Source organism: Pseudomonas sp. FDAARGOS_761 (assembly GCF_013343155.1).
GTDB classification, from domain to species: domain Bacteria; phylum Pseudomonadota; class Gammaproteobacteria; order Pseudomonadales; family Pseudomonadaceae; genus Pseudomonas; species Pseudomonas aeruginosa.
The window spans coordinates 4,761,292-4,778,070 of record NZ_CP054572.1 but is presented as its reverse complement, the minus strand read 5'-3'; the positions used below and the strand labels follow the sequence as shown (position 1 = coordinate 4,778,070).

The following is a 16,779-nucleotide window of genomic DNA, read 5'->3' as shown; positions in this document are numbered from 1 at the left end:
AACGGCCGGCGGGACGGCCGCAGGTACAGGGTTGCCCGTGCGCATCCTGCCTACGGCCGCCGTGGCACGGCCGCTGCACGGGCAATTCGGCTGGCGGCGCTCAGAGGGCGGCGGCCCACTCGCGCAGCACGTATTTCTGGATCTTGCCGGTGGAGGTCTTCGGCAGTTCCGAGAACACCACGGTACGCGGAATCTTGAACGCGGCCAGGTGTTCGCGACAGAACGCGACGATCTCGCTCTCGGCGAGCCCCTGATGATCGCTCTTCAGGGTAATGAACGCACAGGGCGTTTCCCCCCACTTTTCGTCGGGCCGCGCCACCACCGCCGCCTCCAGCACCGCCGGGTGGCGGTAGAGCACGCCCTCCAGTTCGATGGTGGAGATGTTTTCGCCGCCGGAGATGATGATGTCCTTGAGCCGGTCGCGGATCTCGATGTAGCCGTCCGGATGGCAGACCGCCAGGTCGCCGGTATGGAACCAGCCGCCGGCGAAGGCTTCCTCGGTGGCGCTGGGATTCTTCAGGTAGCCCTTCATCACGGTATTGCCGCGCATGAAGATCTCGCCGATGGACTGGCCGTCGCGCGGCACCGGCTCGAGGGTCTTCGGGTCGGCCACCATCACCCCTTCGAGGGTCGGGTAGCGCACGCCCTGGCGCGACTTGATCGCGGCGCGCCGCTCCAGCGGCAGGTCGTCCCACTCGCCGTGCCAGGCGCAGACCGTGACCGGGCCGTAGACCTCGGTGAGGCCGTAGACATGGGTGACGCGGATGCCCATCTCTTCCACCGCGCCGATCACCTTGGCCGGCGGCGCGGCGCCGGCGACCATGGCGTGCACCGGGTGGTCGATGGCGGCCTTGGCCGAGTCGGGCATGTTGATCAGGGCGTTGAGCACGATGGGCGCGCCGCACAGGTGGCTGACCTGGTGCTCGCGGATCAGGGTGAGGACCTTTTGCGGATCGACCCGCCGCAGGCAGACGTGGACGCCGGCCAGCGCGGTCACCGTCCACGGATAGCACCAGCCGTTGCAGTGGAACATCGGCAGGGTCCAGAGGTACACCGGGTGCTGGCCCATGGACCAGGTCATCTGGTTGCCCAGCGCGTTCAGGTAGGCGCCGCGGTGATGGTAGACCACGCCCTTGGGGTTGCCGGTGGTGCCCGAGGTGTAGTTCAACGAGATCGCCTGCCACTCGTCCCGGGGCCATTCCCAGGCGAACTGCGGGTCGCCCTCGGCGAGCAGCGCCTCGTAGTCCAGTTCGCCAACCGGGCGGCCTTCGCCATACTCGGGGTCGTTGACGTCGACCACCAGCGGCGGGTGGTCGAGCATGCCGATGGCGGCATGGATCACCTCGTGGAATTCGTAGTCGGTGATCAGCACCTTGGCTTCGCCGTGTTGCAGCATGAAGGCGATGGCTTCGGCGTCGAGGCGTACGTTGAGGGTGTTCAGCACCGCGCCGATCATCGGCACGCCATAGTGCGCCTCGAGCATCTCGGGGATGTTCGGTAGCATCACCGCCACCGTGTCGCCCTGGCCGATGCCGCGCCCGGCCAGGGCCGAGGCCAGGCGTCGGCAGCGTTGGTAGGTCTGCGCCCAGTCGCGGCGGATGTTGCCGTGGATCACCGCGGGGTAGTGCGGATAGACGCTGGCGGTGCGCTCGATGAAGCTCAGCGGCGTCAGGGCGATGTGGTTGACGGCGGCGGGCGCGAGACCCTGTTCGAAGATCGACATGAAGAGTACCCCGTGGCTGATTGTTAGCTCTGTTCTGGGCAAGGGTCACGATCTGCCGTGAGTCGGAAAGACAGCGTCGAGAACGGCTGGCTTTTCCCTGGCTCGGTAGTTCGTGAACAGCTTCCAAGGACCAGGCGAAGCGCTCCTTGGGTTGGGGCGATTTATAGCAACGTTGAAAAATATATGGAAGTTAAACCATAAGCTTATAGTATAACTACCATATGCATTCCCAAGGTCCGCTTCCGTCCATGAGTCCGCTTCCCGCTTCGCCTGCCCTCAACAGCCTCCTGCGCCTGCTGCGCGAGGGCGCGCCGCTGGTCGAGCGGGTCGGTGCGCTGCGCCTCTTGCTGCTCGAACATCCGGGTACGCGCCAGGCTTGGTACCTGGCCTGGCAGCCGCAGGCGCAGACCTATACCCCGGTGCCGCCGTCGCCGGCGCTGCCGCCGGGTGCCGGCGAGCCGAACCGGGCCAGCGACCTGGCGTTGCGCGAGCGCCTGGCGCGCGACGGCCGGCTGGCGCTGGACGAATTGCGGCGTTCCGCGTCCTGGCTCGGCGCGCGCTTGCGGCGTGCCGGCGTGGAGCATGGCATGGCCTTCGCCCTCGACCTGCAGGCTGGCGACGAAGGCCTGCTGCTGGTGGCCAGCGATACGCCGCAGAGCGCCGCGCTGGACTGGCTCGGCCTGCTCCTCGCACCGTTGCTCGCCGCCGCCCGTGGCGTCACCCGCGCCGCGCCGTTCCTCGCCGCCGACCCGCAGCCGGCGCTGCTGCTCGACGGCGAGGCGCAGGCGGTGGAATTCAACCAGGCTTTCCTTGCCTTGCTTGGCGAGCGGCCGCGCGAGGCCTGGCGCGCCTTCCTCCCGGCCAACCATGGGCAACTGGTGCGCGCCAGCCTGGGGCAGGCGCGGGCCCTCGGCGAGGTGGAGGCGGAGTGCGACGGGCGCATCCTGCTCTGGCAGTTCATTCCCGACAGCGCCGAGGCCCGGGTGCTGGCGCGCTGCCGCGACGCCACCGCCAGCCTGCGCGGCGAGCGCGAGGCGGCGCGGGCCAGCCGGCTGTACCGGCTGATCACCGAGAACACCACCGACCTGATTTCCCGGCATACCCTCGACGGCGTTTTCCTCGACGCCTCGCCGGCCTCCTGGACCCTGCTCGGCTACTGGCCGGAGGAACTGCGCGGGCGACCGGCGCAGGCGCTGTTCCATCCCCAGGATCGCGGCCAGGTGGCGCTGCGCGCGCGCGAAGCGCTGGAGCAGGACGGCTACCTGACCATCACCTACCGTATCCGCCACCGCGACGGCCGCTACCGCTGGTTCGAGACCGCCAGCCGGGCGATCCGCGAGACCTACACCGGGGCGGTGGTGGAGGTGGTCAGCGTGTCCCGCGATGTCACCCGGCGGGTCGAGGCGGAGGAGAACCGCCGGCGCCTGGCCGAAGTGGTCGAGGCGAACACCGACCTGGTGCTGTTCGTCGAGCATGGCGGCCGCGTCACCTACCTCAATCCTTCGGCACGCGCCGCCCTCGGCATCGCCGACGGGCAGGAGGCGCCGGCGCTGGAACGCCTGCTGGCCGGCGACACCCCGGCGCGGCTGGCCGAAGAGGGTTGGCGACAGGCGCGCGATGGCGGCGTGTGGAGCCGCGAGGGGCGCCTGCAACCGCAGGACGGGCGTCCGTCGCTGCCGGTCTCGCTGGTGTTGCTGGCCCATCGCGGCCGCGGCGAGGAGCGCTATTACTCGCTGGTGGCCCGCGACATGACCGAACGCGAACTGCGCGAGGCCCAGCAGCGCCGTCACCAGGACGAACTGGCGCACACTGCGCGGCTGGTCACTCTCGGCGAACTGGCCTCGGGCATCGCCCACGAGATCAACCAGCCGCTGGCGGCGGTGATGAACTACGCCAGCGCCAGCCAGCGTTACCTGGCCGTCCTCGGCAGCCAGCCCGAGGCCGCCGGGCGGGTGGCCGAGGGGCTGGCGCGGATCGGCGAGCACGCCGGCCACGCGGCGGAGGTGATCAAGCGCCTGCGCGCCTTCCTGCGCAAGGGCCAGCGGCGCCTGCAGGCGCTCGACCTCAACCAGGTGGCACGCGAGGCCATCGGCCTCTGCGCCTGGGAAGCCGGGCACTGGCAAGTGGCGGTGGAAGAAGCGATGACCGACAATCCGCCGCCGCTGTATGCCGACCGCGTGCTGCTCGAACAGGTGTTCCTCAATCTGCTGCGCAACGCCATCGAAGCCAACCGCGAGGCGCATCCCGGCTCGCCGTCGCGGGTCGTCATCGGTAGCCGCGTCGAGCCCGGCGGGCTGCTCTGCTTGTGGGTTCGCGACCAGGGACCGGGAGTGCCGGCGGATCAGCTGGAACACATTTTCACGCCGTTCCACACCAGCAAGCCGGAAGGGCTGGGCCTGGGCCTGTCGATGAGCCGCAGCATCGTCGAGGGCTTCGGCGGCACCCTCGAAGCCGAGCTGCCGGCGGATGGCGGGTTGCTCATGAACTGCCGGCTGCCGCTCGCCGCCGGCGCCACGGGAGGTTAACGATGGCTATGCCTGACGAAGCGCTGGTCTACGTGGTCGACGACGACCAGGGCATGCTCGAATCGACGGTCTGGCTGCTGGAATCGGTCGGCCTCAAGGCACGGCCCTTCACCCAGGGCCGGGACTTCCTCGACGCCTGCGAGGGCGGCCGCCATGCCTGCGTCCTGCTCGACGTGCGGATGCCCGGCATGGGCGGGCTGAACGTGCAGGACGAACTGCTGGCGCGCGGCATCGACCTGCCGGTGATCTTCGTCAGCGGCCATGCCGACGTGCCCATCGTGGTGCGCGCCTTCAAGGCCGGGGCGGTGGATTTCATCGAGAAACCCTACAACGAACAATTGCTGCTCGACAGCGTGCAGCAGGCCCTCGATCGCCACGCCCGTCGGCGCCGCCACCGCGATCTCGACGCCGGGTTGCGCGAACGCCTGGACAGCCTCACCCCGCGCGAGCGCGACGTGCTCTTGCCGCTGGTGCGCGGCTATACCAGCCGCGAGGTGGCCGAGCAACTGGAAGTCAGCGTGAAGACCGTCGACCTCTACCGCGCGCGGGTGATGAAGCGCATGCAGGCCCAGACCCTGCCGGAGCTGGTGGGCATGGCCATCGCCGCCGGGCTGGTGGACCCGCTGCGCTTGCGCGAGGGCACCTGAGCGCGCGCGGGCCCTGGCGCGGGGCGGGAAGTGGCATAGTTTGATATCTCATATGGTTATATGAAAACCATATTTCACCGGATGTTTGGTTATTAATAGACTGCGGCCCACCCGGCGCCCGACGTCGAACCCCATTCCTCCGCGAGATACCCATCATGAAGATTCGCCTGCTTGGCGCAGCCGTGGCGGCTGTGTTCACCCTGATCGGCAGCGCTGCCCATGCCGACGACCTGGCCGACATCCGCAAAAAGGGCGAGATCGTCATCGGCACCCTTGGCACCGACGAGCCGAACAGCTTCATCGACCCGAAGACCCGTCAGATCATCGGCTACGAGGTCGATCTTGGTACCGAGATCGCCAAGGCCATCGGGGTCAAGCCGGTGTTCAAGCAGATTTCCGTGGCGGCGCGTATCCCGGAGTTGCAGCAGGGCCACGTGGACCTGCTCGCCGCCTCGCTGACCCACAACAAGGAGCGCGAGGCGCTGGTGGATTTCTCCTATTCGATCATCGTCACCGGGCAGAAGGCCCTGGTGAAGAAGAACGCCGGCTTCGCCTCGCTGCATGACCTCGACGGCAAGAAGGTGCTGACGGTCAAGGGCGGCACCCAGGAGCCGAACATCCGCAAGGCGCTGCCCAACGCCCAGGTGGTCACCTTCGAGACCAGCCAGCAGGCGCTGCTGGCGTTGCAGCAGGGCAAGGGTCAGGCATTCGTCGACGACGAGTCGGCACTGGTCAACGATTTCGGCAAGCTCGGCGCGGCGGCCGGCGGCTACGCCATCCTGCCGGAGAACCTGAGTACCGAGGCCCTGGCCATCGCCTTCCGCAAGGGCAATCCGCAACTCAAGCAACTGGTCGACTCGACCCTCGCCGGCCTGGAGCGCAGCGGCGCGGCGGAGCAGCTGTACCTCAAGTGGTACGGACCGGGCACCAAGTCCAACCTCAGCGAGCGCCACTTCAAGATCGATTCCGACCGGATCCCCGAGTGAGCGCCTGACGTCTCTGCGTGACGGCGACCATGCGCGTCGCCGCCCGTCCCCTGTGAGTCCTCGCGGACAGCGTGCGCCTTTCCCATGTTCGAGTTCGATTTCTCCCTGCTGCTGCGCGGCCAGTACCATGAGATGCTGGTCGCCGGCCTGCTGCTGTCGCTGAAGCTGGCCGCCGTCACCCTGGTCTTCGCCGTGCCGCTGGCGATGCTGGTGGCGCTGCTGCGCCTGGCGCCGTTCCGCGCCCTGCAATGGCTCGGTTTCGCCTATGTCGAGAGCATCCGCAACATACCGCTGTTGGCGCACATGCTGTTCTGGTACTTCGCCGCGCCGGAATGGCTACCCGAGGACCTCAAGGCCTGGCTCTACGCCGGCAACATCGAGGCCGCCAGCGCTATCGTCGCGCTGACCCTGTACACCGCCGCGTTCATGAGCGAGGACATGCGCAGCGGCATCCGCGCGGTGCCCACGGTGCAACTGGAGGCCGCCCGCGCGCTGGGCTTCGGCTACCTGGCGAGCATGCGCCTGGTGATCCTCCCGCAGGCCTTGCGGATCACCGTACCGCCGCTGATCTCGCAAGCCCTCAACCTGTGGAAGAACACCAGCATCGCCACGGTGATCGGCGTCGCCGAGCTGATGTACCAGGCCGGCCAGGTGGAGAGTTCGACCTTCCGCAGCTTCGAGTCCTTTGCCTTCGCCACCGCGGCCTATCTCAGCGTATCGCTGCTCATCACCGGCGCCGCCGCCTGGTACCAGCAGCGCTATCCGGGAGTCGAACGGCGATGACCACCCTGGAACTGATCGATAGCTACTGGCTGTACTTCCTCGTCGGCCAGTACCCCAACGGGCCGTTGGGCGGGCTGGCCCTGACCCTGGCCCTGGCCTCGCTGGCGCTGCTGCTGGCGCTGCCGCTGGGCATCCTGCTCGGCCTGGCGCGGGTCAGCCCCTGGCGCTGGCTGCGCTGGCCGATCACCGTGCTGGTCTTCGTGGTGCGCGGGGTGCCGTTGCTGATGGTGATCTTCTGGGCCTATTTCTTCCTGCCGACCCTCACCGGCCAGCGCACCGACCAGTTCACCACCATGCTGCTGGCGCTTGTGCTGTTCGACGCGGTGTACCTGGCCGAGATCGTCCGCGCCGGCATCCAGGGCCTCGACCGTGGCCAGTTCGAGGCGGCGCGTTCGCTCGGCCTGGGCTACCTGGCGAGCATGCGCCTGGTGATCCTCCCGCAGGCGCTGCGCAACATGCTGCCGTCGTTGGTCAACCAATTCGTCTCGACGATCAAGGAGACCTCCCTGGGCTACATCATCGGCCTGGCCGAAGTCAGCTTCATCGCCTCGCAGATCAATACCCAGGTGTTCACCCTGCCGACCCAGGTCTACCTGATCCTCGGCCTCACCTATTTCATCCTGTGCTTCGGACTGTCGCGTTTCGCCTTCTGGCTCGAACGCCGCCAGGCGCAGCGTGGCAATCCCAAGGAGGCCCGATGATCCGGCTGGAAAAGGTCAACAAATGGTACGGCGCCTACCACGCCCTGGCGGATGTCGACGAACAGGTCGGCCGCGGTGAGGTGGTGGTGGTCTGCGGACCCTCGGGCTCCGGAAAATCCACCCTGATCCGTACCCTGAACCGCCTGGAACCGATCCAGGGCGGGCGCATCCTGATCGATGGCCAGGACATCCACGCTCCCGGCCTGGACCTCAATCGCTTCCGCTCGCACATCGGCTTCGTGTTCCAGCAGTTCAATCTGTTCCCGCACCTGAACGTGCTGGACAACTGCACCCTGGCGCCGCTCCGTTTGCGCGGCCTGAAACCCGCGGAGGCGCGCCGCCAGGCCATGGCGCTGCTGGAGCGGGTCGGTCTGGCGGACAAAGCGGCGGCGTTCCCCGCGCGGCTTTCCGGCGGCCAGCAGCAGCGCGTGGCGATCGCCCGCGCGCTGGCGATGGAGCCGCCGCTGATGCTGTTCGACGAACCGACCAGCGCCCTCGACCCGGAGATGGTCGGCGAGGTGCTGCTGGTGATGCGCGACCTGGCCCGCGACGGCATGACCATGGTGGTGGTAACGCATGAGATGGGCTTCGCCCACGACGTCGCCGACCGCGTGCTGTTCATGGACGCCGGCCGGGTGCTGGAGCGCGCCAGCCCCGACGATTTCTTCAACCGCCCGCAGCACCCGCGTGCGCGGAAGTTCCTCGCCGACATCCGCACCCCCTTCGCCCAACCCCTGTGAGGAACGCCATGAGCACTCCGAGTCTGCCGATCATCGATATCGCCGCCCTTGCCGGCAGCGACCCGGCGGCGCGACGGTCGGTCGCCGTGCGAATCGACCGCGCCTGCCGCGAGCAGGGCTTCTTCTACGTGGTCGGGCACGGCGTCGAGGCGCAACTGGTCGAGCGCCTGGAGCACCTGGCGCGGCAGTTCTTCGCCCTCGACGAGGCGAGCAAGCTGCGCTGGCGCATGGAGCTTGGCGGGCGCGCCTGGCGCGGCTATTTCCCTCTTGGCGGCGAACTGACCTCCAACCGCCCGGACTGGAAGGAAGGCTTGTACCTGGGCAGCGAACTGGACGCTGAGCATCCCGAAGTGCGCGCCGGGACGCCGCTGCATGGCGCCAACCTGTTCCCCGAGGTGCCCGGCCTGCGCGAGACGCTGCTGGAGTACCTGGACGCAACCACCCGCGTCGGCCACCGGCTGATGGAGGGCATCGCCCTCGGTCTGGGACTGGAAGCCGACTACTTCGCCGCGCGCTATACCGGCGATCCGCTGATCCTCTTCCGCCTGTTCAATTACCCGAGCCAGCCAGTGCCGGAGGGCCTCGACGTGCAGTGGGGCGTCGGCGAACACACCGACTACGGCCTGCTCACGCTGCTCCACCAGGACGCCATCGGCGGCCTGCAGGTGCGCACCCCACAGGGCTGGCTGGAGGCTCCGCCGATACCGGGCTCGTTCGTCTGCAACCTCGGAGACATGCTCGAACGCATGACCGGCGGCCTCTACCGCAGCACGCCGCACCGGGTGGCACGCAACACTTCGGGGCGCGACCGCCTGTCGTTCCCGCTGTTCTTCGATCCGAACTTCCATGCCCGCGTGCAGCCCATCGAAGGGCTGCCCGAGGTGCCGGAACAGGATGACAGCGCCCGTCGCTGGGACCAGGCCAACGTCCACGCTTTCCACGGCGAGTACGGCGACTACCTGCTGAACAAGGTGGCCAAGGTATTCCCGCAGTTGCGCCGCGACCTGCTCTAGGCGCGCGGCCGGACGCTACGCTCCGGCCGCGCTGGCGGGTTCAGCCGAGCGGCGCCGGCGACCGCACCGGCTGATAGGAACGCTCGCCGCCCAGCGCTTCCGGCGCCCGGCTGCTGCCCTGCAGGGCGGTGTCGAAGACCCCGGCGAAGCGCTGGCGATCCTCCAGGCTGGTGGCCAGCGCATGGCCATAGGAGACGATCGCCTGGTTCACCGGGAAGCGCTCGGCCTGGTAGCCGGCCAGGGCATCCTCCAGCGCGCAGGCGTCGCGCAAGGCTAGGTCGAGGGCGTCGGCCAGGGCGCTGGCGTCCTCGATGGCCAGGTTCATGCCCTGGCCGGTGATCGGATGCACGTTGTGGATGGCGTCGCCGAGCATCGCCACGTTGTCCGCCCAGTAGCGGTCCAGGTTCAGGTAGCCGATGGGGATGCCCTTGAAGCGCGAAGTGCCGGTGACGGCGGCGATCGCCTCGGCGCTCTCGTCGCCGACGAAGTGTTGCAGGCGCCGGCGCAGCGACTCGCCGCAGGTGTCGGCCATCAGCTCGCGCGACTCTTCCCTGGGGAAGCTCACCACCAGTCGCGCGCGGTCGAAACCGATCGGGTAGAAATAGGCCAGCCCGCCCTGCGCGTCCACGTACAGCCGGTTGCGCTCGGCCACGCAGGGGGCCAGGGCGAAGGTGCCGACCAGCATCGGCGACGGGTAGGGGTGGCGCTCCACCTCGATATCGAGCAGCCGGCGGCGCACGTAGGAGGCGATACCGTCGGCGCCCACCACCACCCGCGGACGCAGCACGCGGCCGTCGTTCAGGCGCACCTGGTCGATCGCGTGGCGCTCGTCGCGCTGCACCGCTTCGATGCGGGTCTCGAACAGCATCTCGACGGTCGCTTCGCCGTCGATCTTTTCCAGTACCAGGCGGCGCAGCGACTCGCAGGGCATGAGGATGAAATAGCCGCGCGCGTCGACGCTGGAATAGTTGAAATAGCGAAGCAGCTCGCCGTCGTGATAGACCTCCAGCTCATGGCGGACCCGCCCGCCGCGACGGGTCACCTCGGCCAACAACCCGGCCGCCTCGACCACCCGGATGCCGGCCGGCTTGAGCAGGTCGGCGCCGTTGATCGCGCGTTCGCGCCGTGCCTGCTCCACTACCACCACGCGGTGGCCCTGGCGGCCGAGCAGGTAGGCGAGCATCGCCCCGCCGATGCCGCAGCCGTTGATCAGTACATCGATATGGTTGTCCGTCATGGATGAGTCTCCGTGTCGTTCCTGGCGGAAAAGGGAAGGGTGGAGGCAGCAGCATAGCGACGGAACGTTATGCAGAATGGGTGTTGTCTGCACTTGGTCGCCTGTCCGGCCCGGTTGTCCGGTCTCGCCGCCAGGCGGGAGTGCCGGCCCTTGCGGGCCGGACAGCTTCAGGAAGCGTCGATCCAGATGGTCTTCAACTCTGTGTACTGGTCGTGTGCCCAGACCGACTTGTCGCGACCGCCGAAGCCTGACTCCTTGTAGCCGCCGAAGGGCGTCGAGGCGTCGCCCTCGCCGAAGCAGTTGACGGTGACGATCCCCGCGCGGATCTCCCGCGACAGGCGCAGTGCGTGGCGCAGGCTGCCGGTGTAGGCCGAGGCGGCGAGGCCGTAGACGGTGTCGTTGGCCAGGGCGATGGCTTCGTCGATGTCGTCGAAAGAGGTGACCGAGAGCAGCGGGCCGAAGATTTCCTCGCGGAACAGCCGGCTGTGCGGCGAGACGCCATCGAACACGGTCGGCTCGACGAAGATGCCAGCCTCGGTGGCGCCGCCGAAGCGCACCGCCAACCGCTCCGTCCTGGCCTGGTCGAGGTACGCGCGGACCTTCTCGAAGTGCGCCGGGCTGACCAGCGCGCCGAGGCGATTACGCGGATCCAGCGGGTCGCCCATGCGCCACTCGCGGAGCTGCGCGCCGATGCGTTCGAGCAGCGCCTCGCGGACCTCGGCATGGACGATCAGCCGCGAGGACGCCGAGCAGTTCTCGCCCATGTTCCAGAACGCGCCGTTGACCACGTGTTGCGCCACCAGGTCGAGGTCCTCGACATCGTTCATCACCACCGCCGGGTTCTTGCCGCCGCACTCCAGTACCACCCTCTTGAGGTTGGACTCGGCGGCGTACTTGAGGAACAGGCGGCCGGTCGCGGTGGAGCCGGTGAAGCTGACCATCGCCACGTCCGGGTGGCGGCCCAGCGGTTCGCCGGCCTCGCGGCCGCCGCCGGGGACCACGTTGAACACCCCGGCGGGGATCCCCGCCCGGCTGGCCAGTTCGGCGACGCGCAGGGCGGTCAGGCTGGTCTCGGGGGCCGGCTTGACCACTACGGAGCAGCCTGCCGCCAGCGCCGGGCCGATCTTCCAGGCGAGCATCAGCAGCGGGAAGTTCCACGGCAGCACCAGGCCGACCACGCCGATCGGCTCGCGCACCACCATGGCCAGCGCCGCCGAACCGACCGGGGCTGTGCTGTCGTAGATCTTGTCGATCAGTTCGGCATGCCAGCGCAGGGTATTGATGGTTTCCGGCAGGTCGGTGTGCTGGCATTCGCGGATCGGCTTGCCGCTGTCGAGGCTCTCCATCACCGCCAGTTCCAGCAGGTGCTCTTCCAGCAGCTCGGCCAGGCGCAGCAGCGCCGCCTTGCGCTCGGCGGGCGTGCGCGAGCGCCAGCGGCCGTCCTCGAACGCCCGCCGCGCGCTGGCCACGGCGTGCCCGACGTCCTCCGCGTCGCAGGCGGCGACCTGCGCCAGCAGCTCGCCGGTGGCCGGGTTGGTCGAGGCGAAGGTGCGGCCGCCGCAGGCATCGCGGAACCCTCCGTCGATGAAGGCGCGCTGGGGAAGGTCCAGCCTCGCGGCGATGGCCGCGTATTCCTCCCGGCTCAGCAGCTCAGTCATGGCGGCCACCCTCGACGATCCGCGCGACCTCGCCCTTGAGCCTGGCGACGATCTCCGCCAGTGCCGCCTTGCCGGCCTCGTCCAGCGCCTTCAGCGGCGCACGTACGCCGCCGGCGCGCAGGCCGGCCAGCTCGCAGCCGTGCTTGATCGACTGGACGAAGTGACCGCTTTCGAGGAAGTCCATCAGCGGCATCATCGCCGCCATGATGCGCCGGCCCTTGGCGAAGTCGTTCTCGACCACGCAGGCCTGGTACAGGGCGAGGTGTTCGCCAGGGATGAAGTTGGAGCCGGCGCAGACCCAGCTGCGCGCGCCCCAGGCGAAGAACTCCAGGGCCTGGTCGTCCCAGCCGCAGGACAAGGCGATCCGCGGGTGGCGGCAGGCCAGGCGGTGCAATTGCGCGGTGGAGCCGGAGCTTTCCTTGATCGCGACGATGTTGCGGCAGTCGGCGACGGCGGCGAAGAACGCCTCGTCCATCTCCACGCCCATCCGCGCCGGATAGTTGTAGAGCATGATCGGCAGGCCGGCGGCGCGGTCCACCGCCAGCACGTGCTCGGCGATCTCCCGCGAGGTCGGCAGCGCGTAGGGCGGCGAGCCGACCAGGATGGCGTCGGCGCCGATGGCGCGGGCGGCTTCGGCGTAGGCCAGCGAGTCCTCGGTGCGGATCGCGCCGGTTCCCACCACCAGCGGCAGGCGCCCGGCGATGACTTCGCTGGCGCGGGCGGCGAGGGCCAGGCGCTCCTCGGCGGTGTGCGCGTAGTACTCGCCGGTGGAGCCGCCGATCACGATGCCGTGCACCTTCGACTCGACGAGAAACTCCAGTACCTCGGCGAAGGCCTGGGTGTCGATGCTGCCGTCGGCGCTCAGCGGGGTGATGGCGGGGGTATAGATACCTTCGAATTTCACGGGGTTTCCTCCTGTGGGACGCTGGGCCGCGGCGCACCCGGCGGGCGCTGCCGCGGCGGGTGGTTCAGGTGAGCGAAGCCGCCTGCTGCAGGTTCAGCGAACGGGTTTCCGGCGCCAGGGCCCAGGTCACGAGCAGCCCGAGCAGGGTCACCAGCGCGGCGGCGTACATGGTCTGGGCGGTACCCAGGGTTTCCAGGGAAAGCGGCACCAGGTAGGTGCCCACCGCGGCGCCGACGCGCGACAACGAGGTGCCGACGCCGACCGCGAAGGCGCGGATCTCGGTGGGGAACAGTTCGTTCGGGTAGACCAGTTGCAGCACCTGGGCGCCGCCGATGAACAGCGCGTAGGCACCGAACAGGCCGAGGATGGTCGCCTCCGAGCCGGCGTGGAAGACGCCCAGCCCGAGCAGCGCCAGGCCGGACCAGAGGAAGCTGTGCAGCAGCATGCAGCGCCGGCCGATGCGGTTGATCAGGCGGGTGGCGATGATGCAGCCGATGACGAACAGCAGGGTGATCGCCACCGAACCGTAGGAGGCCCAGTCGCCCTTCAGGTTCAGCGCCAGCAGCACCTTGGGTGCGAAGGCGTAGACGGCGAACACGGGGATCACCGAGCAGGTCCAGAACAGGGTGACGAAGAGCATGCGCTTGCCGTAGCCGGCGTAGAGCAGGTGCCAGATGGTGACCTTCCGTTCCAGCGCCTGTTCGGGCAGGTTCGCCAGCGAGAAGGCTTCGCCGTAGACCTGGCGGATGACCCGTTCTGCGTCCGCGTCGCGGCCCTTGCTCAGCAGCCAGCGCGGCGACTCGGGGGTGCCGATGCGTAGCAGGAACAGCACGGCGCCGATCGCCGCGGTGCTGGCCAGTACCAGGCGCCAGGCGTCCTCGCCGCCGCTGCGCAGGATCAGGTCGCCGACCAGGTAGGCGAAGGCGGCGCCGGCGAACCAGAGGATGGTCAGGGTGGCCAGGCGCGGTCCGCGATACTTCTTCGGCAGGAACTCCACCAGCAAGGCGGTGGCGACCGGGTACTCGATGCCCACCGCCACGCCGATCAGGAAGCGCAGGACGAACAGCGCCGCCGCCGAGTCGACCCCGTACTGCGCCAGGGAAGCGAGGACGAACAGGCTGGGGCCGACGAAGAACAGCCTGCGGCGGCCCAGGCGGTCGGTCAGCCAGCCGCCGAGGAAACCGCCGAAGAAGATGCCGACCAGCGCCGAGGCGGCGATCATGCCCTGCCAGAAACTGCTCAGTTGCAATGCCGCGGTCATCTGCAGCATCGCCACGCCGATGATGCTCAGCACGTAGCCGTCGACGAAGGAGCCGCCGCCGGAGCGCAGGGTCAACAGCCGGTGGAAGGCGTTGAGGGGTACGTCTTCGATCGAGGTCGTAGGATTTGTCATTATTGTCTCCTGGTTCTAACCGCTGCCGGTGAATTCGGGCCGAGCGAATCCGCGAGGCTGGAACGCTCTCCAGCTCCGGTCTTCAATGGCCGTCTGAATCGAAGTCGGCGCCCGTGGGCGCGTTACTAGGGATGCCTAGCTTTCTCTACCTGCTCGATACTGCCCCCACCTCAGGTTGAGGTTCACGCCAAGGGAAAGGAGTGGTTCGGGTGGATTGCCGCTGGGACCGGGCGCGCGCAGCAGGAAGTCGATCAGCTCGTTGCGTTCGCCCGCCAGCCAGTCGGCCAGCAGCTTCCCGGTGACGGTCCCGCGGGTTACCCCCAGGCCGTTGCAGCACAGGGCGCCATAGACGTTGGGCGCCAGCTCGCCGAAGTGCCCCATGTGGTTCCTCGACAGCGCCAGCGAGCCGCCCCAGGTGTAGTCGAAGCCGACTTCCGGGAGCATCGGGAAGCGCTGGCGGAACGAGGCGCGATGGCGTACGGCGAAGCGCTCAAGGTACTTCCCGGCGCTGCGTCCGTCAGGGTTGAAACTGAAGCTGTTGCGGATCAGCAGGCGGTTGTCCGGGGTACGCCTCACCGTGGTGCCGTAAGGGTCGGCCGGGATCAGGCCCCAGTAGGGGCGGCCGCCGAGGCGGGCCTGCTCCTCGGCAGCGAGCGGCCGGGTCAGGCTGGCGTAGGTGAAGATCGGCAGCATCCGCCCCTGGAGGAAGCCGAAGCTCATGCCGAAGGCGTTGTTGGCGAGGACCAGGCGGTCGGCCAGGATGCTGCCGTGGGGATGGCTCAGCAGGGTCCTGTCGCCATATTCCACGGCGGTGATCGGTGTGTGTTCGTAGAGGCTGACGTTGCCCGGCAGGCTGTCGGCCAGGCCCTTGACCAGGGCCGAGGGCTGCACCAGCAGGGTACCGGGGGTGAACAGGGCCTTGCGATAGAAGGCGGTGCCGATGTGTCCCGGGAGGTCGTCCGCCTCGATCACCTCGTAGGCCTGGCCGAGCCGATCGAGGCCGCGCCGGTAGGCGTCGAGCACAGCCACGCCGCGCGCCTCGACGGCCGCCTGGTACTTGCCGCAGGCCTTCATCTGGCAGTCGATGGCATGGCGCTGCACCTGTTCGCGGAGCAGCGACTGGCCGGCGAGATTGAGCTTCAGGGCGATCCGGGCGGTCGCTATGTCGCCGATGTAGTCGTCGGCACCGATGTCGTGGGGCAGGTCGATGGCGAAGCCGGCGTTGCGCCCGGCGGTACCGAAGCCGACTTCCTGGGCCTCGACCAGGACGATCTCCTCGTCGGGAAAATGCAGCGCCAGCTGGCGCGCGGCGGCGAGGCCGGTGAAGCCGGCGCCGACCACCACCCAACGGGCGGCGCTCCTGCCGTAGTGGGCCGGCTTCGGCCGCCGCGGCGGGCTGAGGTGATACCAGCCGCAGGAACGGTCGTCGGCCGGAAGGTGGGTTACTTTCGTCATCGCAGGGACCTGACTCTTGTTATTGGAACCCGGTAACCATCCCCTGCGTGACCGCCTCCGCTTCTCGGGCGGGGCCATGGCGCGGGGGGCTCGCTAACCCTCGTAGACCAGCGCCACCTCCACTCCGGCCGGCGCCGCGTACTCGGCCATGCGCCGGCGCGACAGCTCGAAATGCGCACGGACGATGTCCGCCGCCGCATCCGGATCGCGCCGCTGGATGGCATCGACGATCTGGTCGTGCTGGTCGCAGGCGAGTTCCAGGTCGCGTTGCATGTCGTCGGTGGTCGGATGGCGGTAGAAGATCTTGCCCAGCCGCGCATGGTCGATCAGCAAGCGGCGCAGGCTGGGCATGAGGTAGTCGTTGTGGGCCATCCTGCCGATCTCCAGGTGGAAGGCGTCGTTGTGGATGACGCGGTTTTCCACATGCTTCTCTTCGATGGCCTTGCGGAAATCTTCCTGGATCGCCTTGAGCGTCTCGATCTCCGCTTCGCTGGCATGGGTGGCCGCCAGTTGCGTGGTGGCGATGTAGATCAGCGGCGCGGCGAGAAAGAAGGCGTGCAGCGAGTCGTGGCTCATGGCCGCGACGCGCGGCGCACGGTTGGCTTCCAGTTCGATGTAGCCCTCGGCGGCGATCTGCCGCAGCAGTTCGCGCACCGGCGGGCGCGAGAGGCCGAACTCGTCGCACAGGGCGAGTTCGTCGACGACCGCGCCGGGCGCCAGTTCCATGCTCAGGATCCGCCGGCGCAGCGCATCGCCCAGCACCGCCTTGCGGTCGAAGGGGGCATCGGCGCTGTTCGAGTCGACGTCGGGTTGGGCTTTCATGGAGGCCTTTCTACTTGTCATGGGCTGTGTCTACAGTTTGTATAATGACTATAGGATTCTGTTAGACAATATGTCTACAGGTTTTTCGGGGCGTTTCCGTACCGTTCGTCCGCGCTGTTTCCGCTGACGCCGTGGCGTGCGAAAGGGGCAGCCCCCCGAGGGCGTATTTGAGCATATTCCCCCGGCGCGCCA

At 68.4% G+C, this 16,779-nt stretch carries 14 protein-coding genes; 7 read left to right on the top strand and 7 right to left on the bottom strand.

Going from position 1 to position 16,779, the window contains the following annotated elements:
- Window positions 1-100: 100 nt before the first annotated feature.
- Window positions 101-1,723, bottom strand: a complete 1,623-nt coding sequence (locus FOC67_RS22175) for an acyl-CoA synthetase (RefSeq protein ID WP_003093598.1) — start codon at window positions 1,721-1,723, stop codon at window positions 101-103.
- Between the two features lie 248 nt (window positions 1,724-1,971).
- On the opposite strand from FOC67_RS22175, the gene bfiS reads away from it, so the two are divergent.
- From bfiS to FOC67_RS22140, 7 genes are all read left to right on the top strand, one after another.
- Window positions 1,972-4,248, top strand: coding sequence for a two-component system sensor histidine kinase BfiS (gene bfiS, locus FOC67_RS22170; protein ID WP_009313280.1), 2,277 nt, complete (start codon window positions 1,972-1,974; stop codon window positions 4,246-4,248).
- A gap of 2 nt (window positions 4,249-4,250) precedes the next feature.
- Window positions 4,251-4,895 (top strand): two-component system response regulator BfiR, encoded by a 645-nt coding sequence (bfiR, locus tag FOC67_RS22165; RefSeq protein ID WP_003101391.1) that lies wholly within the window; start codon window positions 4,251-4,253, stop codon window positions 4,893-4,895.
- A 155-nt stretch (window positions 4,896-5,050) separates the two neighbouring features.
- Complete coding sequence (locus tag FOC67_RS22160; RefSeq protein WP_003118170.1) at window positions 5,051-5,881, top strand: ABC transporter substrate-binding protein; 831 nt, start codon at window positions 5,051-5,053, stop codon at window positions 5,879-5,881.
- An 84-nt stretch (window positions 5,882-5,965) separates the two neighbouring features.
- Window positions 5,966-6,664 (top strand): amino acid ABC transporter permease, encoded by a 699-nt coding sequence (locus tag FOC67_RS22155; RefSeq protein WP_009313281.1) that lies wholly within the window; start codon window positions 5,966-5,968, stop codon window positions 6,662-6,664.
- On the top strand, window positions 6,661-7,365 hold the full coding sequence (locus FOC67_RS22150) for an amino acid ABC transporter permease (protein ID WP_009313282.1): 705 nt from the start codon (window positions 6,661-6,663) through the stop codon (window positions 7,363-7,365). The genes FOC67_RS22155 and FOC67_RS22150 overlap by 4 nt, the downstream gene beginning before the upstream one ends.
- A complete protein-coding gene (locus FOC67_RS22145) occupies window positions 7,362-8,105 on the top strand; it encodes an amino acid ABC transporter ATP-binding protein (protein ID WP_003144541.1) in 744 nt (247 codons plus the stop codon). Before FOC67_RS22150 ends, FOC67_RS22145 begins: the two co-directional genes overlap by 4 nt.
- An 8-nt stretch (window positions 8,106-8,113) precedes the next feature.
- Window positions 8,114-9,118: an isopenicillin N synthase family oxygenase gene (locus tag FOC67_RS22140; RefSeq protein ID WP_009313283.1), complete on the top strand. Its 1,005-nt coding sequence runs from the start codon at window positions 8,114-8,116 to the stop codon at window positions 9,116-9,118.
- Between the two features lie 40 nt (window positions 9,119-9,158).
- Here FOC67_RS22140 and pqsL read toward each other — a convergent pair whose 3' ends face one another.
- The 6 genes from pqsL to FOC67_RS22110 form a co-directional block, all read right to left on the bottom strand.
- The gene (gene pqsL / locus FOC67_RS22135) at window positions 9,159-10,355 is read right to left on the bottom strand and encodes an FAD-dependent monooxygenase PqsL (RefSeq protein ID WP_009313284.1); all 1,197 of its coding nucleotides are present in this window, start codon (window positions 10,353-10,355) and stop codon (window positions 9,159-9,161) included.
- 167 nt (window positions 10,356-10,522) lie between these two features.
- Entirely contained in the window at window positions 10,523-12,013 is a 1,491-nt protein-coding gene (locus tag FOC67_RS22130; RefSeq protein ID WP_174707749.1) for an aldehyde dehydrogenase, read from the bottom strand.
- Window positions 12,006-12,917, bottom strand: coding sequence for a dihydrodipicolinate synthase family protein (locus tag FOC67_RS22125; protein ID WP_009313287.1), 912 nt, complete (start codon window positions 12,915-12,917; stop codon window positions 12,006-12,008). Before FOC67_RS22125 ends, FOC67_RS22130 begins: the two co-directional genes overlap by 8 nt.
- 64 nt (window positions 12,918-12,981) lie before the next feature.
- Window positions 12,982-14,310, bottom strand: a complete 1,329-nt coding sequence (locus FOC67_RS22120) for an MFS transporter (RefSeq protein ID WP_003129340.1) — start codon at window positions 14,308-14,310, stop codon at window positions 12,982-12,984.
- A gap of 135 nt (window positions 14,311-14,445) precedes the next feature.
- On the bottom strand, window positions 14,446-15,765 hold the full coding sequence (locus tag FOC67_RS22115) for an FAD-binding oxidoreductase (RefSeq protein ID WP_003110547.1): 1,320 nt from the start codon (window positions 15,763-15,765) through the stop codon (window positions 14,446-14,448).
- 93 nt (window positions 15,766-15,858) lie between these two features.
- The gene (locus FOC67_RS22110; RefSeq protein ID WP_003101372.1) at window positions 15,859-16,587 is read right to left on the bottom strand and encodes a GntR family transcriptional regulator; all 729 of its coding nucleotides are present in this window, start codon (window positions 16,585-16,587) and stop codon (window positions 15,859-15,861) included.
- Between the last annotated feature and the right edge of the window lie 192 nt (window positions 16,588-16,779).